Here is a 24,570-nt window from a genome sequence, read left to right on the forward strand (position 1 = left end):
GAAACGTCAGAAGCGAATGCCGGCCTGGAGCCAGAACTGGTCGTTGGCCTTGACGCCGTCGGCATTCGCGCCGGTGATGATGGAGCGGCCGGGATTGTCGCCCAGCGTATGGGCCCAGCTTGCCGACACGTTCAGCCACTCGCGCGTCCAGCGCGCGGCAAGTCCGGCGCTGGCAAGCCCGTAATCGTTGCAGCCACAGACATTGAGCGGCGGGATGCCGTTCGGCGACACGTTGAGCTTGACGTAGCCGCCGTCCACGAAGCTCGCGAGCTGGAGACTGCCGAAGCGCGGAGGTATCGGGGCGTTGTAGCGGAGCTCGAGCGTGCCGAGCACGCCCATGTCGCCACGGGCTTCGCCGACCGGATAGCCGCGCACACCGAACGGGCCGCCCAGCGCAAAATCTTCCGAGGAATCGAGGTTCTTGTCGGCCCATTGCCCATAGAGCCGGCCGAACAGCGCGAAGTCGCCGGGCAAGGCCTGCAGCCGGGCGACCGCGGCATTGATCCGGTTGAACTGCCCTTGCGTCTTCAGCCCGGCCTGATCCGCCGCAAGCGCGCCCGGCACGCGTCCGAGATCGAGATCGCCGAACGTCCAGCTCACCGACCAGTTGGTGATGCCGCCGCCGAGCAGCGCGTCGCGCAGGTCTCCGCTCAGGCCGAGCGTGCCCGATATGGAGCGCTTGTCCTGGAGTTTTCCGGCGATGCTGTCGTCGACCAGCGCCTTCCAGGTCACCGCGCCACCGAGTTGGAGGTTGAGATCGCGCGACCGAATCAAGCCGTAGTCGACCCCGCCATTGGCGAAATGGGCAAAGCCGGTAAGACCGAGCGCGCGGCCGATGGCGTCGATGTTACGATAGCCGAGATAGCCGTAGCTCGCATTGGCTGTGAGGCCGCTGGCACCGAGCGGTGCGCTCGTCGCCAGCGTGCCGTACTCCTGGCCCTGCGATACCGTGCCGGAGAGCCGCGTGAAGTCGCCATAGCCGGAGACGTCGGTGAGCGTCACCAGCCCGTTGCCCTGCGCCTTGCCGACGTTGGAGCTGCCGTAATTGTCGGCCCAGATGCCGCCGCCGAGAATGGGCGCCTGCGCGACGCCGACCACGAGCTTGCTGGTGTTCGGCGCCTCGCCCGGCGCGAGCTTGGCGTGCACCGATACGCCCGGCAGGTCGTTCATGCGCAGCAGCGCGTCTTCCAGATCCTGCCGCGTCACGCCTTCCGGCTTGAGCCGGCCCTCGATGATGGCGCGCAGCAGATCCTCGCGCACGCGCACGCCCTTGGCGCGATCGAGCGTGATGGTCTTGAGCGCGCCCTCGACGATCTCGATCGTGACGATGCCGTTGGTGACGTCCTGAGGCGGCAGCAGCGCGCGCGCCAGCAGCCGGCCCCGGCCCTGGAGCGCGGCGGTGACCTGATCGGCCAGCGCATAGAGCCCCTTGATGCCGAGACGCTTGCCGCGCACCGCAGCGACCAGCTGCTCGCGCGCGTCGTCCGGCAGCAACTCCACCTTGCCGGTGAAGCGCACCCCCTTCACGGTGATGCGCTCGCCCCGGTCCGGAATCGCCGCCGGCGCCTGCGGCGGACGTATCCCGTCAGGGGCCGGCAACATTTCCTGCCGCTGAAATTCCTGCTGCCGCTGCATCTCGCGCAGCAGCGATCCGGCATCCTGCGCATCGGCCGGGACCGCAGCGCCTGCCACCAGCATCGCCGCCCAGACCGCCCGGCACCGTCCCATTCCCATCCGACAACCCGCTTCACTTCCGCGGGCACGGCCTTCAGGCAATTAGGCAACAACATCAGCGAATTGCATCGCTTGCAGTGTCCCCTTGTGATGGCTTTGGGCGCGCCCGCAATGGGCATGCCACGGGCATTATGCAACCCGCCAGCGAAACTGCGAGGCGGCGTCTCGATTTCTCATTGCGCGCAAAAGCTCCGCGTAAACTTCACCCTGTGCGCAAGCGGCTCGACCGTGCCTCTCAGGACGGGATGCTGGTCATCCATTTCCACCACATCTGCCGCGTGATGAGTTGCGGGTCCCAGGAGCGTTGATCGCGCGCCAGGGCCCGGAACTCGCGCGGCGTCAGCCCGTGCAGACGCTGGAAGGCGCGGGTGAAGCTCTGCGGATGCACGAAGCCGTGCGCTTCCGCGATGTCCGAGATCGATTTGTGCCGTTGCGCCGAATCGGCGAGCGCCATCCGGGCGCGATGCATGCGCTGCTCCTGGATGTAGCTCGCGATGCCGCCCGCATTCTCGAACAAATAAGACAGTTTTCGCGGGGAGATGGCGAAATGCGCCGCGATGCTCTCCGGTGTCAGTTCGGGGTTCAGCGTATGGTCGATGACATGGCGGCAGATCATGTCGAACAGGGCAAGCTGCACGCCGCCTGCGGCATCCTCGCGCACCGAGCCGTTGATCACCGTTGCCGCCAGCTCCAGCGTCGGCTTCGCCAGCGCCTCGCCCTCGCGCACGGTCAGGAGGGGTGCCCGGCGCCACAGCGCCATCAAATGATCCCGGAACATGCCGACCAGCGCGCCGCCGCCGGAGAAGATGCGCATGTTCTGTTCGTCCGGCGCGCTCAGCAGCGGCGCCAGCAGCGGACGCGGCACGAAGAGGTGGATGCTGGCATAGTCCGGCGTCTCCGTCATTTGCGGCTGCGCGCAATCGAACGTCATGAAATCGCCGGATGCGACTCGACGCCGTTTGCGCGCCGAACCGCGGCCGGCAGCCGCCGTCCACATAGAACTGCAGGACATAATGGCTGACGCCGTCACGCCCGATCTGATAGCGCGAGCGGTCGAACGATTGCGCCTGCGTCTTCGCCGTGCCGAGCACGAGCGCACCGAGCTGATAATATTCGACCCGAGCGTGGAAGCGCTCGGGGTTCTTGAGCCGGGTCTGGCCGAGAAGGCCGACCTGCTCGTGCCAGATCGCCAAAGCCTGCTTGTGCGGCGTGCCCTGCGTATCAAGTACGAAATGAGGAAGCGGCGATTGATCTGCCGCGTTGTCGTCCGCCCCCTGCACCTGACTTCCCCTTCACCGCTTACGAACCAGTGTCCCGATACCTAGTGCGCGGCCGCGATCATTTCCAGATGTGTCCCGATCTGTGCCGCCTGCAGGCGGCAGCACCCGTAACCTGCATCGCTAGGCCGCTGTTCGGTCAGGTCAGCTCGTCGCCGCGGGCGGGCGCCTCGTTCAGCATCGCCTCGGCCTTCTGCTGCAACGGCAGCGCGCCGCTGTCGGAGGCGATCGCGATGGCCGCGCGCAGGGCGGCCAGGATCGCGGCCTTGTTCACCTCGCCCGAGGGCGGCGTCACCACGGCCTCGCCGAACAGGGCCTCGGCCTCGAGGCCGGAAAAGCCCTGCTGGCGTGCGGTGTTGCGCGCCTCGCGCAGCATGTTCTGCGCGGCCTGGACATCGCCGAGGCGGTGGGTCGCGAGCGCAAGATAGATCGAGCTGCGCAGCACCGCCGAGGTATAGCCGACCGCCTTGGCCTCCTCGCGCGCCTCGGTCAGCATGCCGCGCGCCCGGTCGAACAGCCCCTGCTCGAGATAGGCGATGCCGAGGTGGCAGGCGAGCACCGGCACGAACAGCCGGATGCCGTGCTTCTGCGCCAGCACGAAGCCTTCCTCGAGAATCGCAGCGGCCGCCGCCGGATCGTTCCGCCCGAGCTTGAGCCAGCCGCCGCTATAGGCGGCGGCAACGCGGTCATAGGGGCGGCCGGTCTCTTCCGCGATCGCGGCCGCTTCGCGCTGGAGCTGTTCTGCGAGATCGAGCTCGCCCATGACGGTGTTGGCAATGCTGTTCATCATGCAGCAGAGCAGGAGCAAGGATCGCGGCGTCGTACCGATCGGGGCGCTCGCTGCCGAACCCGCGAGATGGGCGCGGGCCGTAGCCAGCATCGTCTCCGCGCCGTGGTAGCGGCCGGCCAGAAAATACGCCTGCCCAAGTCCATATTGCGCGAGATTGCGCCAACCAGGATTGCCCGAGCTTTCCGCCAGGTGCACGACGTCCTTACCGATCGCGACAGCTTCGACCGGCGTCCCATAGAAGTTCTGCGCACCCGCCCTCATCGTCATGGCCGCGACCTTGCGTCCGATGTCGTTGATCGCATCGGCTCGCCGTTCGGCCTCGCTTCCCAGATCCAGAGCTTCCGCGACGCGCCCTGATCCGGCAAAAGCCAAACGAGCCTCCATCCGGAGGTCGATGGCGTCCGTCTCTCTCGCGTGCGTCGCCGCGGTCTTGTCGAGCGATTCCATCGCGATCTCGAAATAATCGACCGCGTCGGCATAGGCTGAGCGAGCCAGGCATCTTCGAGCGGCGCTCCTGCCATGGTGAAACGCCTTCTGCCAATCCTTTGCCCTTGTGGCGTGATAGCAAAGCGCGTCCGGACCATCGGTCCATGCTTCGTCGCCCTCGAGAGCCGCGAGAATGCTGGCATGGATGCCTTCGCGCACCTTTTCGACCATCGAATCGTAGGTCACCTGCCTGACCATCTCGTGCCGGAATTCGAGCGAGTCCTCCAGCTCGCTATCGATCCTGACGAGCAGTTCGGCCCGGTCGAGCGCGGTGAGGCAATCCTGCAGGACGTCCTCCGGCAAGCCCGCGACTTTCCGCAGCATGGCCTGGTTTGCCCGCGGTCCGAGCGCCGCTGCGATCTGGAGCAGCGATCGCTCCTGTCGTGACACGCGATCCAGCCGTGCCGCGATCACACCTTGAATGCTGCTGGGGATGCCGAGCTCGTCGACAGGACGCGCCAGGGAAAGGTCGCCCCACTGGCCGAGAAGCATGCCGCTGTCCTTCAGACTGCGGCAGACTTCCTCGATGAACAGCGGAACGTTGGCCGTGTGAGAGATGATCCGGTTCTTCAGCTCTGCATTCGTCGTGGCGGGGCCGAGCATCTCCGTCAGCATGGCCAGACCCGAATCGTCGTCGAGAGGCCGCATCGCCACGATTTCCGCGTGACAGCGCGCGATCCATACCGGCATTCCATTGGGCCGCGTCGTCAGCAGCACGAGCAAATCGGGGCATTGCAGCGTGGACAGGGTGGCCACAACCGAATCGCTGGCCCGGTCGATCCAGTGCACGTCCTCGATCAGAAGGATCGTGCGCTGGCGACGGGCGACGCTCTCGACGATCGCGCAGCTTGCATCCGAAATCGCGCGGCCACGCGCGTGAGGCTCCAGTTCGTCCCAGTGCGGATCGGAAATCGGCAGGTCCAGCACCGCGTCGACGGCTCGCTGCTGCACCGCCGGCAGCGCCTCCCGGGGATCGTCTACCCTGCCCTGATCAAGGACCGACAGCAGCAGGCGCTTGAGGGTGCTGTACGGCGCGCCCTGGAGATTCGGGCTGCACTCGGCATCGACCAGCCGCCAGCCGCCAGCCCGGAGGTCCTGCGCGAACTCATGCGCAAGGCGCGACTTCCCGATGCCGGCGTCCCCCATCAACAGCACCGTCTGCCGGCCAGCGGCGACTTTTTCCGTAGTACGCCATAGCAATGCCCGCTCCGTCGTGCGGTCGACGAATCGGGAGACACTGCGCGCACGCCTGACTCGCCAGCTCGAAAGATCGCTGGCCCCCATGACGCGGTACACAGGCAAGGGCTCGCCGAAGCCCCGGAGCGCCTTTCGGCCCAGGAATTCAAAGCGGACATGCCCGTCCGCGAGCTCCTGGCAGGCTTCGGAGACGTAGATCTGGTTCGCCTCGGCCGCCGCCTCGAGCCGCGCGGCCAGATGCTGGGCGGCTCCGCCGATCTCGTAGACCTTGGAAAACTCGTTGGCGACCATGTAGGCCACCACATGGCCGGAGTGCAGGCCGACCCGGACCTGAAGTCCGGGATCGCCGAGGCTGCCGACACGCCGGACTAGCTCGATCGCTGCGTGACAGGCCAGCGGCGCATGGTTGTCGTCGGCGATCGGGGCGCCGAATACTGCGGCCACCCCGTCGCCCAGCTCCTTGCTGACGATGCCGCCGAACTGACGCACCGCGCCTCGCATTGCCGCAAGAGCGGGCTCGAGGCGCGACACCGCCTCCTCCGGCTCCAGTTCGGCAACAAGACCTGTTGAATCGACGACGTCGGCGCGCAGAATCGTCACGAACCGTCGTTCGCTGTCTGGATCGACGCGTTGACGAACCGCCGCCCCGCATTTGGAGCACCAGCTGTCGCCCGGACCAATCGCCGACTGACACGCGAAGCAATGCATTCCAGCGCCTTCAACGACTGCCGCGGCAGTCCCGCTCCAACGCCCGCAAGGCGTTTGGACGTACATTACCCATAGAGGAATGCATGGCAATTGGGCTTGCGAGATACGCGATGTTACCGGATGGTGGCTCGCTGGACGAAGCGCAGTCTTGGGTGGTAGCGTGACTGCACACAACAAATTGTGTGATCAGTCGTGATGCGCTGCGCATTTCGGGCAGCCAGGGACAGGTTTTGACAAACAGACATATCGGGGAAAGAGGCGATGGCCGGACTGGTATATAGCGGCAAAGCATTTCGAGACTTGATGAACGCCAATTACTATCCCTTGGCGAACATGAAAAAGAGCGTCGCCAAGCTCAAGGCATCGGAGGACATCGACCTGCCGACCCTGGAATACGGCCAGTATCACCTGATCCTGAACCCGCCTTCGAAATGGCCGCAGGGAAGCGCAAAATACTGGCACAAGGAGAAGGGCCGGGCTCGCGTCGACCTCAGCACCCAGCCGAATACGGTCCCCCTCTCCAAGGACGAGCCCGGCGTCATCCCTCTGACCCGATGCGATCTGCTCGATGCCTGCGTCCGGAAATGCTTCAACTCCGAGCCGCCGATCCCGATGAAGACGAAGATCATCACCCATGCCGCCAGCGATGCCTATGCTCACCGGCATGAGATCCGGCTGGAGTGGGAATATCGCAATGGCGAGGACAAGGCGCCGACGCTGCTCAATCTGACGATGGTCTGCCCGCACAGGTCCTGATTAGAAACGTTCTGCTTCGTCAAGAGAATCATCGACGCCCGCGCGCTACAGCCGCGCGGGCGTTTTGTCTGCCGGGGCCGTAACGTGTCGCGCCCGTCCCACCTCCCGTCACGGCCCTGTCGCACGAAGATGATCCGCTCCTCTTCAGTGTGTGCGCGAGTCGCCCCCGTGAGAGCGACCGTCGCGCGCGTTGGACAGGGAGCGGCCGATGCCCGTTGGACTGCTGGAGGTCGAAGGCACCATCGATGTCAAACAGTTCTGGCCGGCGGGGCGGTCGGACGCCGACACGACCAAGGTGGTGGTGACCATCGCGCCGGATGCGATCCGCTTCCGCAAGAACGACACCGCGCCGTTCCAGCCGACCCACGTGTTCGAGGGTGCCAAGGTCAAGGGCCGCACTTCGACGCCACCGATCAAGAACGGCAAGCTCACCATTCGCCTCCAGGGCATCGACGCGCCGGAGCTGCACTACATGCCGTCGCCGCTGTCGGCCGCCGAGAAGAAGGGGCTGACCGATGCCAGGAAGCAGGCCTATCACGAGGTTACCCATCCCTACCGGCAATTCCTCGGCGCCACCGCGAGCAAGGCGTTGCATGATTTTCTCAGCCATGCCGGCGGGCCGACGCTGCCCTGCCGGGTGTTCACCCATGTCGATGCGCCGAACGAGGTGTTCGACACCTATGGCCGGCTGGTCGGCGACATCGAGGTGACGGTCGCGGGCGAAAAGGTCGACATCAACCACTGGCTGGTCGCGCAGGGCTTTGCCTATCCGACGTTCTACTCCTCGATGAACGAGGACGAGATCACAGCCTTCCTTGCACTGACCAAGACCGCGCGCGCAAAGAAGCTGCTGGTCTGGAAGCATCTCGCGAAGACCATTGGCGCCTTCGACTTCGACCTGCGCGAGCCCAAGGTGGGCGAAACCGCCGTGCTCGCGACCGACAAGGGCCCGGTGATCCTGCCCAAGCTCTACCGCCGCTACACCAACTGGTCCGCGCGCAAGAAGGCCAAGGTGACGAGCCAGAATTTCCAGAAGTTCTTGGGCGAAGGCTCCGGCGGCAAGCCCGACACCTGCTACGAGACCGGCGACTTCCTGCAAAACGGCGTGCACTCGGCAACGCCAAGGAATTTTGCGGAGTTCGTCGAGGGCGGCAAGACGATCAAGTTTCAGCCGGAGGGGCTGGTGTTCGGCGAGGCGCCGTCGACGCTGGTGGGGGCGGACGGGAAGGCGATCAAGGAGTTTTGAAAACAGCAGTCTGCAAAACAAAAACGGCCCACGTAATGCGGGCCGTTTTCGTATCGGATCCGGTCAATCCGAATTTGGTTGCGGGGATAGGATTTGAACCTATGACCTTCAGGTTATGAGCCTGACGAGCTACCGGGCTGCTCCACCCCGCGTTAAACCGTTGCCTAGCCTTCGCTAGAATACCGGGGACGGTCGGTTGAGGCCGGCGCTGTTCGCGTGGCTTTTCTCTTCCGTCCCAAAGGCTTCCTTGGAAGGCAATCCCGGGGCGAAGCCCGTCGGGTGCGGGGGGTATGTATCAAGGCGGGCTGCCTTTGGAAAGGGCTGGGCCGCGTTTTTTTCGACTTTATGACAGGCAGATGGACCGGATTCCGATCGATTTGCCGCAGACTTGCCAGAAGTTCCGCAAAGGGCCAGCTTGCGGCAACAAAAACCGGGGCAAACGCCCTTTGAGGGGAGAACGCCATGGACCACGCCTTGGATCGTCCCTTGGATCATCCCTTGGATAGTGCCTTGGACCGCCCCCCGACGAGCGCCGCGCTGCGGGCGCTGGAGGATGGCTTCCGTGCCATGCTCGCGCGGTCGCGGACCGGGCCAGCCGCTGATCTGGCCGAACGGCTCGACCGGCTGGCGCGGCTGCGCAGCGTCGTCGCCGACAATGAAGAACGCTTCCGGCAGGCGATCGCGGTCGATTTCGGCCACCGCTCTTCGGTCGAGACCACCATCGCCGAGGCGATGATGGTCTACAGCGAGATCCGGCATGCGACGAAGCACCTGAAGGGCTGGATGGCGCCGCAGCGCATCGCCACATCGCTGCAATTCCTGCCCGCGCGCAACCGGCTGATGGCGCAGCCGCTCGGCGTCGTCGGCATCATCGCGCCCTGGAATTATCCGCTCCAGCTCACGCTCGCGCCCGCGATCGGCGCGATTGCCGCCGGCAACCGCGTCATCATCAAGCCGAGCGAGCTCGTGCCGCACTTTTCCGCGCTGCTGAAGGAGACGGTGGCCGCGAAGTTCGATGCGACCGAAGTGCTGATCACCGGCGTTGAGGAAGAGGTCGCAAAGGCGTTTGCGAGCCTCCCCTTCGATCATCTCGTCTTCACCGGCTCGACCCGGGTCGGGCGACTGGTCGCGGAGGCTGCGGGACGTAATCTGACGCCTGTTACGCTCGAGCTCGGCGGCAAGTCGCCGGCGATCGTCGACGCCTCCGCCGATCTCGAAGAGGCGGCCGAGCGCATCGCCTACGGAAAGCTGCTCAATGCCGGGCAGACCTGCATCGCGCCGGATTACGTGCTGGTGCCGGAAAATTCGGTGCAGGCTTTCGCCGAGAAGGTGCGCGCGCAGATGCGGCGCATGTTCGGCGCCGATCCCGCCGGCAAGGACTACACCTCCATCATCTCCGACCGGCATTATGCCCGGCTGGAGGGGCTGGTCGCGGACGCAGCGCAGCGCGGCGCAAAAATCCTGCAGCCGGCGAAGGCGGACGATCCGAACTGGAAAGCGCACCGCAAATTCCCGCCGACGCTGATCCTCGGTGCGACGGAGGCGATGGCGGCGATGCAGGAGGAGATCTTTGGGCCCGTGCTGCCGGTGCTGGGTTATCGCCAGCCGGCGGAGGCGATCGCCTTCGTCAACGCGCGCGACCGGCCGCTCGCGCTGTACTGGTTCGGCAAGGACCGCGTGGCCCGCGACGAAGTGCTGGCGCGCACGATCTCCGGCGGTGTCACCGTCAACGACTGCCTGTTTCATTTTGCGCAAATCAACCAGCCGATGGGCGGCGTCGGCGCATCCGGCACCGGCGTCTATCACGGCGAATGGGGTTTTAAGACGTTCAGCAAGCTGAAGCCGGTGTTCTACCGCTCGAAATTCAACCGCCTCGCCGACCTCTATCCGCCCTATGGCGGCAAGATCGCGCGGCTGGAGAAGTTGATGCGGTTGATGTCGTAAGGGGGCAGTCGTTCCGGGGGCGCGAAGCGAACTATGGTGCGCACTTGCGTACCAGAGAACCTCGAGATTCCGGGCTCGCGACTTCGTCGCGCCCCGGAATGACGACCAACAAAAAGACTCTGAGGGGGAAACAATATTGACTGACACATTCGATTTCGTCGTCGTGGGCGCGGGCTCCGGCGGCTGCGCGGTTGCAGGACGGCTGTCGGAGGATGCGGCGACATCGGTGGCGCTGCTCGATGCGGGCGGGCCTTGCGACAACTGGGTCGTGACAACGCCGGGTGCGCTGGTGCTGATGGTCGCCGGCAACGTCAACAACTGGGCGTTCAACACCGTGCCGCAGAAGGGGCTGAACGGCCGCATCGGCTATCAGCCGCGCGGCAAGGGGCTCGGCGGCTCCTCCGCGATCAACGCCATGGTCTATATCCGCGGTCATCGCGCCGATTACGACAACTGGGCCGCGCTCGGCAATGCCGGCTGGTCGTATGCGGACGTGCTGCCCTATTTCAAGCGCGCCGAGAACAATGCCGATTTCGACGGCGAGTATCACGGCAAAAGCGGGCCGCTCTTCGTCAACAAACTGCGCTCGGGCAATCCGGTGCAGCAGATCTTCCTGCAGGCCGCACAGGAGGGACAATTCCGCATCCGCGAGGATTTCAACGCCGAGGATCATGAAGGGCTCGGCATCTACCAGGTGACGCAGAAGAACGGCGAGCGCTGGAGCGCGGCGCGGGCCTATTTGCATCCACACATGGGCAAGCGGGCGAACTTGCGCGTCGAGACGCAAGCGCATGCGACGCGCATTTTGTTCGAAGGCAAGCGCGCGGTCGGTGTCGAATACCGGCAGGGCAAGGAGCTGAAACAGCTGCGCGCGCGGCGCGAGGTGATTTTGGCGGCCGGCGCGTTCCAGTCGCCGCAACTGTTGATGCTGTCGGGCATCGGCGATGCCACCGCGCTAAAACAGCACGGCATTGAAAGCGTGCATCATCTGCCGGGTGTCGGACAAAATCTCCAGGACCATCCCGACTTCATCTTCGGCTACATGTCCGACAGTCCCTATTTCGCCGGCATCTCGCTCAAGGGCATGCCGCGGCTGATCCGCGCCATCCTGCAATACAGGCGCGAGCGGCGCGGGCCCCTCACCTCCAATTTCGCCGAATGCGGCGGCTTCCTGAAGACTCAGGCCGATCTCGACATTCCCGACATCCAGTTGCATTTCGGCATGGCCATGGTCGACGACCACGGCCGCAAGCGCCACGGCGGCACCGGCTTCTCCTGCCACGTCTGCCTGCTCCGCCCGAAGAGCCGCGGCAGCGTCGCGCTCGCCAGCAACGACGCGATGCAGGCGCCGCTGATCGACCCGAATTTTTTGGGCGAGGCGGAGGATCTCGAGGCGATGGTGGCGGGCTTCAAGACGACACGGCGGTTGATGGAGACGCCGGCGCTGCGCGCGCTGCAGACGAAGGACATGTTCACCGCCGATGTGCAAACCGATGACGACATCCGCAGCGTTTTGCGCGAGCGCGTCGACACCGTCTATCATCCCGTCGGCACCTGCAGGATGGGCTCGGACGCGATGGCCGTGGTCGATCCGGCTCTGAAGGTGCACGGGATCGAGGGATTGCGCGTCGTCGACGCCTCGATCATGCCGACGCTGATCGGCGGCAATACCAATGCGCCGACCATCATGATCGGGGAGAAGGCGGCGGATATGATCAGGGGGGAGATGCGGGCGAGTTAGACGACGCTGTCACCTCATTCTCGACGTCGTCCCGGCGAAGGCCGGGACCCATAACCACAGGGAGTAATTTGGCGAAGACTCGGAGTTACCGATCTCGCGCCAATCCACGTCCTGTGGTTATGGGTCCCGGATCTGCGCGCGCTTGGGGCGCGCTTGTCCGGGACGACAGTTGGGCTCAATTCAGCAGGAAACCACCGTCGACGGTGATGACACTCCCCGTCATGTACCGCGACGCCTTCGAGGCCAGCAGCAGGATCGCGCCGTCGAGATCGGATTCGGCGCCGACGCGGCGCTGGGGGATGCGTTTGGCGAGGCGCTCGCCTGCGGGCGTCGACCAGAAGGCGTGATTCATCTCGGTGTCGATGTAGCCGGGCGCGAGCGCGTTGATGCGGATGTTCTGCCCCGCGAGCTCCAGCGCCATCGCCTTGGTCGCCTGGATGATACCGGCCTTGGAGATCGCGTAGGGCGACACCGCCTTCAAGACGCCGGTGCCGAGCACGGAGGCGATGTTGACGATGCTGCCTTCCTGCTTGCGCGCGATCATGCGGCGGGCGATTTCGGTGGCGAGGAAATAGGCGCCCTTCAGATTGGCGCCGATCACGGCATCCCAATCGGCCTCGGTCTGCTCGGTCGCAAGCTTCTCGATGGCGATGCCGGCATTGTTGATCAGCACCGTGACGGGACCGAGCGCTGATTCCGCCGCATCGACGGCCTTCGCGATCGAGGCGGTGTCGGTGACGTCGAGCGCGACGGCGGCGGCGCGGCCACCCTTGCCGCGAATTTCTTCTTCCAGGCTTTTCAATTTGTCCGTCTGCCGCGCGGCGAGCGCGACGGCCGCGCCATGCGCTGCCAGCACCCGGGCAAACTGCCGCCCCAGCCCCTGGCTCGCGCCCGTGACGAGGATGGTTTCTTTACTGACGTCGAATAGGCCTGACATGACGATGTCCTTGAGCGTGCCCCCTGATCCTTTGGAACCATCAATACAGACGATTTTAGCGATCTGAAACTGGAATGACCGGCCCGGCGTTCATTCGTTCCGTCAATGCAGGGTTGTGCTCATGAACAGTTTCGATCTCGCCGTCTACGCCGCGCTCGCCGTCGCGGTGGGCCTGGGTTTCAGGACCGGCCTGCTCCGCAGCGGCATGACCATCCTCGCCTATCTCATCGCCGCGCCGATCGCGGTCGCGCTGATGCCGCTGATTGCGCCGCAGATCGCAGGCAATCCGAATTCGCCGCTGCTGCAGAACTGGATCTGGTTCTTCGGCATCTTCGTCGTCGTCGGCATGCTGTTCGGCCATATCGGCCGCGTCGCGCTGAACGACACCATCGGCGAGGCCGGCATCGGCGACCGGCTCGGCGGCGCCGCGCTCGGCGCCGTCAGGGTCGGCCTCGTCGCCACCACCTTGGTGCTGGTGTTCGACCGGATCGTGCCGGCGAACCACCAGCCGCCATTCCTCGCCGGCTCGCATCTGCGGCCGTTGTTCTCCACGGTCGGCCAAATGGGCTTCAAATCACTGCCGCCGGAGGCAGCGTCCGTGATCGACCGCCTCAAGCAGGAGCAGCGCATCTAGCGCGCATTTGCATCGCCGCAGCGCGCGCCATGCATTTTGACGCGGCTCCCTCCCTTATCAGCCGCGTCACAGTTGGCTAGAGTGCGGCCCGTCCAAAACCTGCCTGACATTACGGGAGTGAAACAGTGGATCTTGGGATCAAAGGTCGCCGCGCCATCGTCTGCGCATCCAGCAAGGGCTTGGGGCGCGCCTGCGCCATCTCGCTGGCCGAAGCCGGCGTTGACGTCACGCTGACCGCGCGCGGAGCCGAAGCGCTGAAGAAGACGGCGGACGAGATCCGGAAAACCTATCCCGGCGTCAAGGTCACCGAGATCGTCGGCGACATCACGACACCGGCGGGGCGCGAGGCCGTGCTGAAGGCCTACCCCGATCCGGACATCCTGATCAACAATGCCGGCGGCCCGCCGCCCGGCGATTTCCGCAACTGGACGCGCGACGACTGGATCAAGGCGATCGACGCCAACATGCTGACCCCGATCGAGCTGATCAAGGCGACCGTGGACGGCATGATGGCACGCAAGTTCGGCCGCATCGTCAACATCACCTCGGCCGCGGTGAAGGCGCCGATCGACATCCTCGGCCTCTCCAACGGCGCACGCGCCGGCCTCACCGGCTTCATCGCCGGCCTGTCGCGCAAGACGGTGATCAACAACGTCACCATCAACGGCCTCCTGCCGGGCCCGTTCGAGACCGACCGCCTGACCGGCACCGCGAAGGCCGAAGCCGACAAGCGCGGCACGACACCCGAGCAGATCCTGGCCGAGCGTGCCAAGCTCAACCCCGCGGGGCGCTTCGGCCAGCCCGACGAGTTCGGCTATGCCTGCGCGTTCCTCTGCGGCGCCAAGGCCGGCTTCATCACCGGGCAGAACATTCTGCTCGACGGTGGCGCTTTCCCGGGCACGCTCTGAGGCTTCTGCCTCTCCCCGCTCTTGCGAGCAGGGCTATCGCATCTGAGAAGCTGGCGGGACAGCTCGCCCGCAGCCCATCCTTCGAGACGCCCGCCTACGGCGGGCCCTCAGGATGAGGGCGGAGTGCGCGCGGCAACGATTTCAACGGGCGCAATGCTGCTTAGCCTCATCCTGAGGAGACCGCGAAGCGGTCGTCTCGAAGGACGAGGCGTGCGGTGAGGCGTTGCCGAAAGCGAGAGACCTCGCTCTTGCGGGAGGAGGCAAGTTCATTCACCGCTGCTTCGTCGGCTCATCCTCGTCCCGCTCGCTGCGGTCGGAGGAATCGGCGGTGAGGCGCTCGTCGGTCCAGTCGATGCCGAAGGCATCGAGACCATCGGCGAGCAGATCACCGAGCATCGGCTCGCCGAGCAGGTACTGCACCGTTTCGTGCCGGGGCTTGCGATACTCGGCGCGCGCCTCCACCGCGCGAGCACGTAGATCATCCCAGTCATCGATCGTGCCGTCGCCACGGCCGAGCCAGGTCAGCGCGACGAGGTCGACCTGCTCGTCCTCGTTCAGCGCAACGATGAGGCCGCCGAGCTCGCTGGCGACGGGATCGGAGCCGTCATCCTTGAGCACATCGACCGCATCGTCATCGCTCGGATTCGAGCCCGAATCGGGATCGGCATCCCCTTCCTTGACGTCGAATTCGCGCGCCTTCTCGATGATGAAGGCGACTTTCTCGGCGGAAATTGCAAGCTCTGGCATGGTAGCCTCTTTTGGCGTCGCTTTCTCCAGGGTTCCCGCGATAACGCCGCATCGCACCAGATGATCCATTGCGCTTGAGGGCGGAAAGTGCGCATGTTCCGCGCCAAAGCGAGAACATCGGGGCACGCCGCATGCACTGGAAGATCGGCAGGGTCAGGGTCACCAAAGTGGTGGAATTGGAGACGGTCGGCTCGACCCGCTTCATCCTGCCCTTGGCGAGCAATGATGAAATCCGCAAGCTGCCCTGGCTGATCCCGCATTTCGCCACCGAAGAAGGCCGGCTGAAGATGTCGATCCATTCGCTGGTGGTCGAGACGCCGAACCAGCGCATCGTGGTCGACACCGGCCTTGGCAACGACAAGCAGGGCCGCGGCGTCCCGACCTGGAACAACCGCACCACGCCGTTCCTCGAGACGATGACCGCGGCAGGCTTTCCACCCGATAGCATCGACACGGTGCTGTGCACGCATCTTCATGTCGATCACGTCGGCTGGAACACGAAGCTGGTCGACGGCCAATGGGTGCCGACCTTCCCGAAGGCGCGTTACGTCTTCGGCCGCACCGAATACGAGCACTGGCGCGACCATTCCATCGAGCCGGACAAGGCCGCCGTGTTTGGCGATTCCGTGCAGCCGATCGTCGACGCCGGCAAGGCCGATCTCGTCCCGAGCGATCACCACTTGTCTGACGAGATCAGTATGATCCCGACCCCGGGCCACAGCCCCGGGCACATGAGCGTCCTGATCCGGTCGGACGGCGAGCAGGGCCTGCTCACCGGCGATGTCGCCCATCATCCCTGCCAGATGGCGCATCTCGGCTGGTCCTCGACCGCGGATTCCGACCAGGCGCAATCGGCGGTGACGAGGGCAGCGCTGTTCGGCCGCTTTGCCGATACGGAGACGCTGGTGATCGGCGGCCATTTTTCGGCCGGGCACATCAGGCGCGACGGGGACGCGTTCAGGTTTGTGGTGTTGGAATCGCAGGGTTCGTAGGGTGGGTTAGCCCCGCGGATTGCGCGAAGCGCAAACCGCGAGGCGTAACCCACCGCTTCTGTCTCCGCGGAGACGAAAGAGGTGGGTTACGCCTTCGGCTAACCCACCCTACGATCCCCCGCCCACCCTCCAAAGGAAGGGCTGCAATGCAGCCCGTTTTGGGCGGTTGAATTTCCCGCCGCCCTGTTCCATGAAGCTATCAACCGATCGGTCCATCTCCAGGGAGAAACGAGAATGAAGCTTGTTCGTTATGGCGAAAAGGGTGCGGAAAAGCCCGGCCTGATCGACAGATCCGGCCAGTTGCGCGACCTGTCGGCGCATCTGAAGGACCTCACGGGCGAGGCCTATTCGCCGGAGTCCCTGAAGAAGCTGGCGGCCCTCGACCCCGCCTCGCTGCCCGCCGTCTCCGGCAAGCCGCGCTTCGGCGCGCCCGTCACCGGCATCTCGAAATTCGTCGCCATCGGTCTCAACTACAGCGACCACGCCAAGGAAACCGGCGCTGCGATCCCGACCGAGCCGATCATCTTCATGAAGGCCAACACCTCGCTCTCCGGCCCGAACGATGCGGTCGAGAAGCCGCGCGGCTCGACCAAGCTCGACTGGGAGGTCGAGATCGCCGCCATCATCGGCACCCGCGCCAAGTACGTCTCGGAAGCCGATGCGCTGAACTACGTCGCCGGCTATTGCGTCTGCAACGACGTCTCCGAGCGCGCCTTCCAGATCGAGCGCCTGGGACAGTGGACCAAGGGCAAGTCGCACGACACCTTCGGCCCGGTCGGGCCGTGGCTCGCGACCAAGGACGAGATCAAGGACGTGCAGAACCTGTCGATGTGGCTCGACGTCAACGGCCAGCGCCGCCAGGCCGGCTCGACCAAGACCATGATCTTCTCCATGGCCAAGTGCGTCTCCTATGTTTCGCAGTTCATGACGCTGCTGCCGGGCGACATCATCACCACGGGCACCCCGCCCGGCGTCGGCCTCGGCATGAAGCCGCCGACCTTCCTCAACGTCGGCGACGTCGTGACGCTCGGCATCGAGGGCCTCGGCGAGCAGCGCCAGGAGATCGTGGCGGCGTAAGCCTCCGCCCTCATCCTGAGGAGCGCGCAACGCGCGCGTCTCGAAGGATGCGCCACAAGCACAGTCACCCGACGTTCGCGCCGGGTGACCAGAGACCCTCCCTCGTTGTCCATCCTTCGAGACGCGCGCCAAGGGGCGCGCTCCTCAGGATGAGGACTGTGTGTCTGGATAGAGGTTATTTCCCATGAAGCTCACCTTCTCCCCCGCCTCGCCCTTCGCCCGCAAGGTGCGCATTGCCGCGATCGAGCTCGGGCTGATCGACAAGATCGAGCTGACACCCGCAACCGTCGCGCCGGGCACGGCCAACGAGGACTATTCGCGCATCACGCCGCTGAAGAAGCTGCCGGTGCTGATCACCAATGACGGCGACGTCATTTTGGACTCCTACGTCATCGTCGAATATCTCAACGAGATGGCCGGCGGCAGTCTGATCCCGGATTACGGCCCGCGGCGCTGGAAGGCCAAGACCAATCACTCCCTGATCAACGGCATGCTCGATTCCATGCTGCTGTGCCGCTACGAGAAGATGGTGCGGCCGCAGGGCCTGCAATGGCAGGCGTGGTCGGACGACCACTGGAACAGGGCCTGGACCGGCATGGCGCGCTTCGAGAACATGCCCGACGTGCTGAACGGTCCGTTCGACATCTCGCAGATCGGTCTAACTTGCGTGCTCGGCTATGCCGATTTCCGCTTCGCCGATTGCGGCTGGCGCAAGGCCTATCCGAAGCTCGACGCCTTCCATCAGAAAATGCTGGAGCGGCCATCCGTGAAGATCTCGGTGCCGCCGGCGGCGTAACCCGCAAGGAGTGTCCATGAGCCTGAAATTCTCGGTCGGCGATCTCACCATCCATCGCGTCATCGAGCAGGAAACCTCGTTCGTCCCGGCGCTGGAGATGCTGCCGGGACTGACACCCGAGGTGCTGGCCGAGAACCGGGCGTGGATGCGGCAGGCCAAGGCGCTGGACGAGCAGGACGTGCTGCTGCTGTGCTTCCAGTCCTATGTGGTGAAGACACCGCACCACACCATTTTGATCGACAGCTGCATCGGCAACGATAAGCCGCGGCCCAATCGGCCGAAATGGAACATGAAGACCGACGACACTTACTTGCGCGCGCTGAACGCCGCCGGGTTTGCGGTCGATGACATCGATTTCGTGATGTGCACGCATCTGCACGTCGATCACGTCGGCTGGAATACGCGGCTTCAGAACGGCCGCTGGGTGCCGACCTTCCCGAGGGCGCGCTACGTCTTCGCCAGGCAGGAGTACGACCACTGGTTCGCGGAGAATGCGAAGACGGAGATTCCGCCCTTCGCCGACAGCGTGCTGCCGGTGGTCGAAGCCAAGCGCCACGAGCTGGTCGGCAACGACCACCAGATCGGCGATCACGTCCGCGTCCTGCCGACGCCCGGCCACACGCCGGGCCATATCGCCATCACGATGGGCCGCGGCAGGGACGACGCCGTGTTCTCCGGCGACCTCATGCACTCGCCGTTGCAGACGCTCTATCCGGAGCTGTCGATCAAGTTCGACGTCGATCCGGCCAAGGCAGCCACGACGCGCCGCAGTTTCCTGGAGCGCTATTGCGACACCGACACGCTGTGCTGCACGGCGCATTTCCCGTCACCGTCGGTGGGGAAGATCAAGCGCAAGGGCAACGCGTTCGTGTGTGCGGCGGTGTGATCTAGCCGAGATGCCGTAGGGTGGGCAAAGGCGCGCGCTTCGCGCATCGTGCCCACCACTCCTTATGGTGGGCACGCTTCGCTTTGCCCACCCTACGATTCCACCCGTGTGGAGAAAGCAATGACAAGACTCCCCGACATCTCCCTGCCTGCCGGAATCCGCTCGCGTTACGTCGACGGCATCAACGGCTTGCGCATGCATGTGCTCGAAGCCGGCTTCGAGACCAGGGACCGTCCCTGCATCCTGCTGCTGCACGGCTTTCCCGAGCTCGCCTTCTCCTGGCGCAAGGTGATGCCGACGCTCGCGGAGGCCGGCTATCACGTGATCGCGCCGGACCAGCGCGGCTATGGCCGCACCACGGGATGGCGAGCGGACTATGACGACGACCTCGCGCCGTTCTCTCTCCTCAACCTGGTGCGCGATGCGCTCGCTTTGGTCTCGGCCTTCGGCTACAGGCAGGTCGATCTCGCCGGGCATGATTTCGGCAGTCCGGTCGCGGCGTGGTGCGCGCTGATCCGGCCCGACGTGTTTCGTTCGGTGACGCTGATGAGCGCGCCGTTTGGTGGAGCGCCACCGCTGCCATTCAATACAGTTGATGGTCCCGCAAAGCCTGCGGTCGAAGACCCCGTGCATCGCGAGCTCGCCGCGCTGCCGCGTCCGCGCAAGCACTATCAATGGTATTACGCGACACGTCCGGCCAACGCGGACATGCAGCACGCGCCGCAGGGCGTGCATGATTTCCTGCGCGCTTATTATCATCACAAGAGCGCGGACTGGACCGACAACAAGCCGTATCCGCTCAAGGCGTGGTCGGCGGGCGAGCTTGCAAAGCTGCCGACCTACTACGTGATGGACGCCGGCGAGACCATGGCCGAGACAGTCGCAAAGGAGATGCCCTCGCCCGCCGCCATCGCCGCCAATCGATGGCTGCCGGACAACGAGCTCGCCTATTACAGCGCCGAATATGGCCGCACCGGATTCCAGGGGGGCTTGCAATGGTATCGCTACGGCACGTCGGGCATGCTCAACAGCGAGATGCAGCTGTTCTCGGGACGCAGCATCGACGTGCCCTCCTGCTTCATCTCCGGCAAGCAGGACTGGGGCACCTATCAGCGGCCCGGTGTATTCGAGGCGATGCAGGGGCGCGGCTGCACGAAGTTGCTCGGCTGCCATCTCGTCGACGGCGCCGGCCATTGGGTGCAGCAGGAGCAGCCGGCCGAGGTGAGCCGGTTGCTGCTCGATTTCCTCGCAAAGGCCGGCGCGGCCTGATTTGACCCGGGAACCGCGGCGCCCTATATAGTTTAGAATAGTTCTAAACTACTGAAACAGAGCCGCCGTGAAGAATTTTGCCGATCTGACCGAGCGCGAGGTGCTGGCGGTCGCGATCTCCTCCGAGGAGGAGGACAGCCGCATCTACATGACCTTCGCCGAGGATCTGAAGGAGCGCTATCCCGACTCGGCCAAGCTGTTCGAGCAGATGGCCGAGGAGGAGCGCGGCCATCGCCACATGCTGCTGGAGATGTACGAGCAGCGCTTCGGGCAGCATCTGCCGCCGATCCGCCGCGAGGACGTCAAGGGTTTTCTGCGCCGCCGGCCGATCTGGCTGACCAAGAACCTGCCGCTCGACACCATCCGCAGGGAAGTCGAGACCATGGAGCTCGAGGCCGAGCGCTTCTACGCCAAGGCCGCCGAGCAGGCCGAGGACGTCAATGTGCGCCGGCTGCTCGGCGACCTCGCCGAAGCCGAGAAGAGCCACGAGCACACCGCCGCCCGGCTGACCGGCGAGATCCTCAAGCCCGACGTGCGCGCCGAGGAAGACCGCACGCGCCGGCGCATGTTCGTGCTGCAATATGTGCAGCCGGGCCTCGCCGGCCTGATGGACGGCTCGGTCTCGACGCTGGCGCCGCTGTTCGCGGCGGCCTTCGCCACGCATCAGAACTGGCAGACGTTCCTCGTCGGCCTCGCCGCCTCGATCGGTGCCGGCATCAGCATGGGCTTTGCGGAAGCCCTGTCCGACGACGGCTCGCTCACGGGGCGCGGCTCGCCCTGGCTGCGCGGCATCACCTGCGGCGCGATGACGACGCTCGGCGGGCTCGGCCACACCGCGCCGTATCTTGTACCCGACACCTGGGCCAACGCGTTCTGGATCGCAACCGCGATCGCCTGCGTCGTCGTGTTCTTCGAATTGTGGGCGATCGCCTTCATCCGCTCGCGCTACATGGACACGCCGTTCCTGCAGGCGGTGTTCCAGATCGTGCTCGGCGGCGCCATCGTGCTGGCGGTGGGGATATTGATCGGGGCGGCGTAGCGACCTCGTACTCGCTGTCATCGCCCGCGAAGGCGGGCGATCCAGTACGCCGCGGCGGATATGGTGAGAGCGAGCTCTCCAACGCGGGCCTCTGGAATACTGGATCGCCCGCCTTCGCGGGCGATGACACTTGAGACACATCAATCGCGGTCAAACAGCGGTTGCAGCGTTCTGCCAAACTGCGCATCATCCTCCAACAACCGGAGCGGGAGAAGCGCCGTGGCCAGATCGGAATGGAGTTTCAAGAGCGCGGTCGAGCTGTCGGCCGCATTGAGCGCGAAGAAGGTCTCCGCGGTCGAGCTCGCGCAGGACGCGATCGCCCGTATCGAGCGTCACGACGGCAAGATCAACGCGATCTGCGTCCGGGATTTCGATCGCGCGCTCGGCGCCGCGCGCGAGGCGGACGCCGCATTGGCAAGCGGCGAGCGCAAGCCGCTGCTCGGCCTGCCCATGATGATCAAGGAATCCTTCAACATCGCCGGCCTGCCGACGACCTGGGGGTTCGTGCCGCAGAAGGATTTCAGGCCCGTGGAAGACGCACTGCCGGTGGCCCGCATCAGGCAGGCCGGCGGCGTGATCCTCGGCAAGACCAACGTGCCGGTCGGCCTCGCCGACTGGCAGAGCTACAACGACATCTACGGCACCACGAACAACCCCTATGATCTCGGCCGCACACCGGGTGGATCGTCCGGGGGATCGTCGGCCGCCCTTGCCGCAGGTTATTGCGCGCTCGCCAGCGGCTCCGACATCGGCGGCTCCCTGCGTGTGCCGGCATTTCATTGCGGCATCTTCGCGCACAAGCCGACCATCAATCTCTGCCCGGCGCGCGGTGAGACCCCGCCGCCATTTCCAGCCCTTCCGCGCGAGGGCGACCTCGCCGTCATCGGTCCTATGGCGCGCACCGCTGCGGATCTGTCCTTGCTGCTCGACGTCATGGCCGGGCCGGATCCGCTGGAAGCCGGTGTCGCCTACAAGCTCGACCTGCCTGCTGCACGACATCAGTCGCTGCGGGATTTTCGTGTCCTGGTGATCGACAGCCACCCGCTGCTGCCGACCGACCGGGATGTCCGCGGCGCGATCGACAAACTTGCAACCGATCTCGCGAAGGCCGGCGTTGCGGTCGCGCGCGAGAGCGCGCTGCTGCCGGATTTCGCGGAGACCTCGCGGCTCTACATGCGCATGCTGCTGGGCTTCCTCGGCGCGTTCTTCCTGCCCGACGAACTCGCGGATTCGCGGGCACGGGCGAGCCAATTGGCGCCGGAGGACCGGAGCCTCGGTGCGGAGCGACTGCGCGGCACGATTGCGAGCCACCGCGCCTGGGTGCTCGACGCGGGTAGCCGCGCCGGCCTGCGTGCGCAATGGCGCGCGCTGTTCAGGAGCTTCGACGCGGTGATCTGCCCGATCATGCCGACGCCAGCCTTTCCGCATGATCATTTGCCGGAACAGAGCCTGCGACGCATCAGCATCGACGGCAACGACTATCCCTATTCCGACCAGCTCGCCTGGCCGGGCATCGCGACGCTTCCGGGCCTGCCTGCGACGGCCGTTCCGCTAGGCCTGTCGAAAGACGGCCTGCCCGTCGGCATCCAGATCGTCGGCCCCTTCCTCGAGGACCGCACGCCGCTCAAGCTCGCCGAGCTGATCGAGAGGGAGTTCGGCGGCTTCACACCGCCGCCATTGTTCGATGATTAGTCCTGTCGTCAACGACACAGGGGAGAGAACGTCATGAGCCAGGACATGGAACAGCTCACCGCGCTCAATCGCGACTACGTCGCCTCCGTGCAGGCCTGCGACGTCAAGCGCTTCGACGAGATCCTCGCGCCGGAGTTCTACTGCTCCAATCCCGACAAGACACTGGTCGATCGCGCCGCCTTCCTGGAGCAGACGGCTCAGCCGATCGCGATCCGCAATCTGCATGCGCATGACGTCATCATCCGCATCATGGGCGACTTCGCCATCATCCACGCGGCGACCAGCTACACGACGGCCGACGGCCAGCAGGCGACGGGGCGGTATACCGATTGCTGGGCGAAGAAGAACGGGACATGGCTGGCGGTGTCCGCGCACGTGTCGCGGTGAGCTCTTTACCTCTCCCCGCAATGCGGGGAGAGGTCGACGCCGGAGCGTAGCGCAGGCGGCGGGTGAGGGGCACGGCACACTGCCAGCCGCGCCCCGAGTACATGCCGACTCGATCAAACGAGGAGTCGAAGAGACCAATTGTGGCGCCACCACCTTGCATGGCCCCTCACCCGGATCGCCCCCGGGGGCGATCCGACCTCTCCCCGCAATGCGGGGAGAGGTAAAGCGCCTAGCTATCGAACACGATCACGCTGCGCAGCGTCTTGCCGGCTTTCATGTTGGCGAAACCCTCGTTGATCTCCGACAATTTCAGCTTCGCCGAGATCCAGTCCTCCAGATGAAGCCGGCCGCGCAAATAGAAATCGACGAGGCGCGGCATGTCGACGCGGAAATGGTTGGAGCCCATCGAGGAGCCCTGGATCCTGCGCTCGCGCAGGAAATCGAAGCCGTGCAGCTCGATCTTCTGGCCGAACGGGATCATGCCGACGATGGTGGCGGTGCCGCCGGCGGCGAGCATGCCGAACGCCTGCTCCGCAGTCTCCTTGCGGCCGAGCACCTCGAAGGCGTGATGCACGCCGCCATTGGTGAGGTCGCGCACCTGCTTCACGACGTCGCCGTCGGCGGGATTGATGATGTCGGTGGCACCCAGCTTGGTCGCGAGCTGGAGCTTTGCCGGATTGGTGTCGATGGCGATGATGCGGCCGGCGCCCGCGATCTGCGCGCCGTTGATCGCGGCCATGCCGACGCCGCCGCAGCCGATCACCGCCACGGTCTCGCCGGCCGTGACCTTCGCCGTGTTCACCACCGCGCCATAGCCGGTGATGACGCCGCAGCCGATCAGCGCGGCGAGATCGAGCGGCATGTCCTTGCGGATCTTCACGATGGCATTCTCGTGCACCAGCATCTGCTCGGCGAAGGAGGAGAGATTGAGGAACTGGTGCAGCTTCTCGGGCTTCGACCACTGCATGCGGTTGGAGACGCCCGGCAGCATCTTCACCGTCGCGTCGGTGCAGAGCACGGTGCGGCCGGTGGTGCAATTGTCGCACGTGCCGCAGAACACCGACAGGCAGGTGACCACATGGTCGCCGGGCTTCACGTAAGTCACGTCGGAGCCGACCTGCTCGACCACGCCGGCAGACTCATGCCCGAGCACCGCCGGCAGCGGATGCGGATAGAGACCTTCCATGAAGTGCAGATCGGAGTGGCAGAGGCCGGCAACCGCAGTGCGGATCAGGACCTCGCGCGGGCCGGGCATCGGCAGGCTGACATCCTCGATGACCAGCGGCTGGTTGACTTCGTAGAGGACGGCGGCCTTCATCGAACACTC

At 65.2% G+C, this 24,570-nt stretch carries 21 protein-coding genes and 1 tRNA gene; 15 read left to right on the forward strand and 7 right to left on the reverse strand.

Features of this window, described 5'->3' with window-relative positions:
* Positions 1-6 precede the first annotated feature (6 nt).
* Together ACVJ19_RS08495 and ACVJ19_RS08500 are read right to left on the reverse strand one after the other, a co-directional pair.
* Positions 7-1,728 carry a ShlB/FhaC/HecB family hemolysin secretion/activation protein gene (locus ACVJ19_RS08495; protein WP_453949365.1) on the reverse strand — a complete coding sequence of 574 codons (1,722 nt, stop codon included), beginning with the start codon at positions 1,726-1,728 and terminating at the stop codon, positions 7-9.
* Positions 1,729-1,969: 241 nt separating this feature from the next.
* Positions 1,970-2,665, reverse strand: coding sequence for a helix-turn-helix transcriptional regulator (locus tag ACVJ19_RS08500; protein WP_456739370.1), 696 nt, complete (start codon positions 2,663-2,665; stop codon positions 1,970-1,972).
* 82 nt (positions 2,666-2,747) lie between these two features.
* Here ACVJ19_RS08500 and ACVJ19_RS08505 point away from each other — a divergent pair, with 82 nt between their 5' ends.
* Positions 2,748-3,059, forward strand: coding sequence for a hypothetical protein (locus tag ACVJ19_RS08505; RefSeq protein ID WP_456739371.1), 312 nt, complete (start codon positions 2,748-2,750; stop codon positions 3,057-3,059).
* A 91-nt stretch (positions 3,060-3,150) separates the two neighbouring features.
* Here ACVJ19_RS08505 and ACVJ19_RS08510 read toward each other — a convergent pair whose 3' ends face one another.
* Entirely contained in the window at positions 3,151-6,192 is a 3,042-nt protein-coding gene (locus tag ACVJ19_RS08510; protein ID WP_453955120.1) for an ATP-binding protein, read from the reverse strand.
* Positions 6,193-6,453: 261 nt separating this feature from the next.
* On the opposite strand from ACVJ19_RS08510, the gene ACVJ19_RS08515 reads away from it, so the two are divergent.
* Positions 6,454-6,948, forward strand: a complete 495-nt coding sequence (locus ACVJ19_RS08515; RefSeq protein WP_211405395.1) for a hypothetical protein — start codon at positions 6,454-6,456, stop codon at positions 6,946-6,948.
* A 208-nt stretch (positions 6,949-7,156) separates the two neighbouring features.
* Entirely contained in the window at positions 7,157-8,194 is a 1,038-nt protein-coding gene (locus tag ACVJ19_RS08520; protein ID WP_453949363.1) for a thermonuclease family protein, read from the forward strand.
* A gap of 75 nt (positions 8,195-8,269) precedes the next feature.
* Here the strand turns inward: ACVJ19_RS08520 and ACVJ19_RS08525 are convergent.
* Positions 8,270-8,346: transfer RNA gene (locus tag ACVJ19_RS08525), tRNA-Met, on the reverse strand.
* A 310-nt stretch (positions 8,347-8,656) separates the two neighbouring features.
* Here ACVJ19_RS08525 and ACVJ19_RS08530 point away from each other — a divergent pair.
* Together ACVJ19_RS08530 and ACVJ19_RS08535 are read left to right on the forward strand one after the other, a co-directional pair.
* Positions 8,657-10,138, forward strand: coding sequence for a coniferyl aldehyde dehydrogenase (locus ACVJ19_RS08530; protein ID WP_453949362.1), 1,482 nt, complete (start codon positions 8,657-8,659; stop codon positions 10,136-10,138).
* 136 nt (positions 10,139-10,274) lie between these two features.
* Positions 10,275-11,879, forward strand: a complete 1,605-nt coding sequence (locus ACVJ19_RS08535; protein ID WP_453949361.1) for a GMC family oxidoreductase — start codon at positions 10,275-10,277, stop codon at positions 11,877-11,879.
* Between the two features lie 175 nt (positions 11,880-12,054).
* On the opposite strand, the gene ACVJ19_RS08540 is transcribed toward ACVJ19_RS08535, so the two are convergent.
* Positions 12,055-12,816, reverse strand: coding sequence for an SDR family oxidoreductase (locus ACVJ19_RS08540; protein ID WP_453949360.1), 762 nt, complete (start codon positions 12,814-12,816; stop codon positions 12,055-12,057).
* Positions 12,817-12,937: 121 nt separating this feature from the next.
* Here ACVJ19_RS08540 and ACVJ19_RS08545 point away from each other — a divergent pair, with 121 nt between their 5' ends.
* A complete protein-coding gene (locus ACVJ19_RS08545; protein ID WP_453949359.1) occupies positions 12,938-13,450 on the forward strand; it encodes a CvpA family protein in 513 nt (170 codons plus the stop codon).
* Positions 13,451-13,575: 125 nt separating this feature from the next.
* Positions 13,576-14,358 carry an SDR family oxidoreductase gene (locus ACVJ19_RS08550; RefSeq protein ID WP_456739372.1) on the forward strand — a complete coding sequence of 261 codons (783 nt, stop codon included), beginning with the start codon at positions 13,576-13,578 and terminating at the stop codon, positions 14,356-14,358.
* 270 nt (positions 14,359-14,628) lie between these two features.
* Here the strand turns inward: ACVJ19_RS08550 and ACVJ19_RS08555 are convergent, their stop codons facing one another.
* Entirely contained in the window at positions 14,629-15,105 is a 477-nt protein-coding gene (locus tag ACVJ19_RS08555; protein ID WP_453949358.1) for a DUF3775 domain-containing protein, read from the reverse strand.
* Between the two features lie 131 nt (positions 15,106-15,236).
* Here ACVJ19_RS08555 and ACVJ19_RS08560 point away from each other — a divergent pair, with 131 nt between their 5' ends.
* The 8 genes from ACVJ19_RS08560 (at position 15,237) to ACVJ19_RS08595 (ending at position 23,243) form a co-directional block, all read left to right on the forward strand.
* A complete protein-coding gene (locus ACVJ19_RS08560) occupies positions 15,237-16,097 on the forward strand; it encodes an MBL fold metallo-hydrolase (protein WP_453949357.1) in 861 nt (286 codons plus the stop codon).
* Positions 16,098-16,331: 234 nt separating this feature from the next.
* Positions 16,332-17,174 (forward strand): fumarylacetoacetate hydrolase family protein, encoded by an 843-nt coding sequence (locus ACVJ19_RS08565; RefSeq protein ID WP_453949356.1) that lies wholly within the window; start codon positions 16,332-16,334, stop codon positions 17,172-17,174.
* A gap of 184 nt (positions 17,175-17,358) precedes the next feature.
* Positions 17,359-17,970 (forward strand): glutathione S-transferase family protein, encoded by a 612-nt coding sequence (locus ACVJ19_RS08570; protein WP_453949355.1) that lies wholly within the window; start codon positions 17,359-17,361, stop codon positions 17,968-17,970.
* Between the two features lie 16 nt (positions 17,971-17,986).
* On the forward strand, positions 17,987-18,856 hold the full coding sequence (locus tag ACVJ19_RS08575; protein WP_453949354.1) for an MBL fold metallo-hydrolase: 870 nt from the start codon (positions 17,987-17,989) through the stop codon (positions 18,854-18,856).
* Positions 18,857-18,976: 120 nt separating this feature from the next.
* Entirely contained in the window at positions 18,977-20,125 is a 1,149-nt protein-coding gene (locus ACVJ19_RS08580) for an alpha/beta fold hydrolase (RefSeq protein ID WP_453949353.1), read from the forward strand.
* A gap of 67 nt (positions 20,126-20,192) precedes the next feature.
* The gene (mbfA, locus tag ACVJ19_RS08585; protein WP_453949352.1) at positions 20,193-21,164 is read left to right on the forward strand and encodes an iron exporter MbfA; all 972 of its coding nucleotides are present in this window, start codon (positions 20,193-20,195) and stop codon (positions 21,162-21,164) included.
* Between the two features lie 219 nt (positions 21,165-21,383).
* Positions 21,384-22,856, forward strand: coding sequence for an amidase (locus tag ACVJ19_RS08590; protein WP_453949351.1), 1,473 nt, complete (start codon positions 21,384-21,386; stop codon positions 22,854-22,856).
* Positions 22,857-22,889: 33 nt separating this feature from the next.
* On the forward strand, positions 22,890-23,243 hold the full coding sequence (locus ACVJ19_RS08595; RefSeq protein ID WP_453949350.1) for a nuclear transport factor 2 family protein: 354 nt from the start codon (positions 22,890-22,892) through the stop codon (positions 23,241-23,243).
* Positions 23,244-23,472: 229 nt separating this feature from the next.
* On the opposite strand, the gene ACVJ19_RS08600 is transcribed toward ACVJ19_RS08595, so the two are convergent.
* Positions 23,473-24,561 (reverse strand): Zn-dependent alcohol dehydrogenase, encoded by a 1,089-nt coding sequence (locus tag ACVJ19_RS08600; protein ID WP_453949349.1) that lies wholly within the window; start codon positions 24,559-24,561, stop codon positions 23,473-23,475.
* Between the last annotated feature and the right edge of the window lie 9 nt (positions 24,562-24,570).

This window comes from Bradyrhizobium sp. USDA 376, assembly GCF_054063675.1.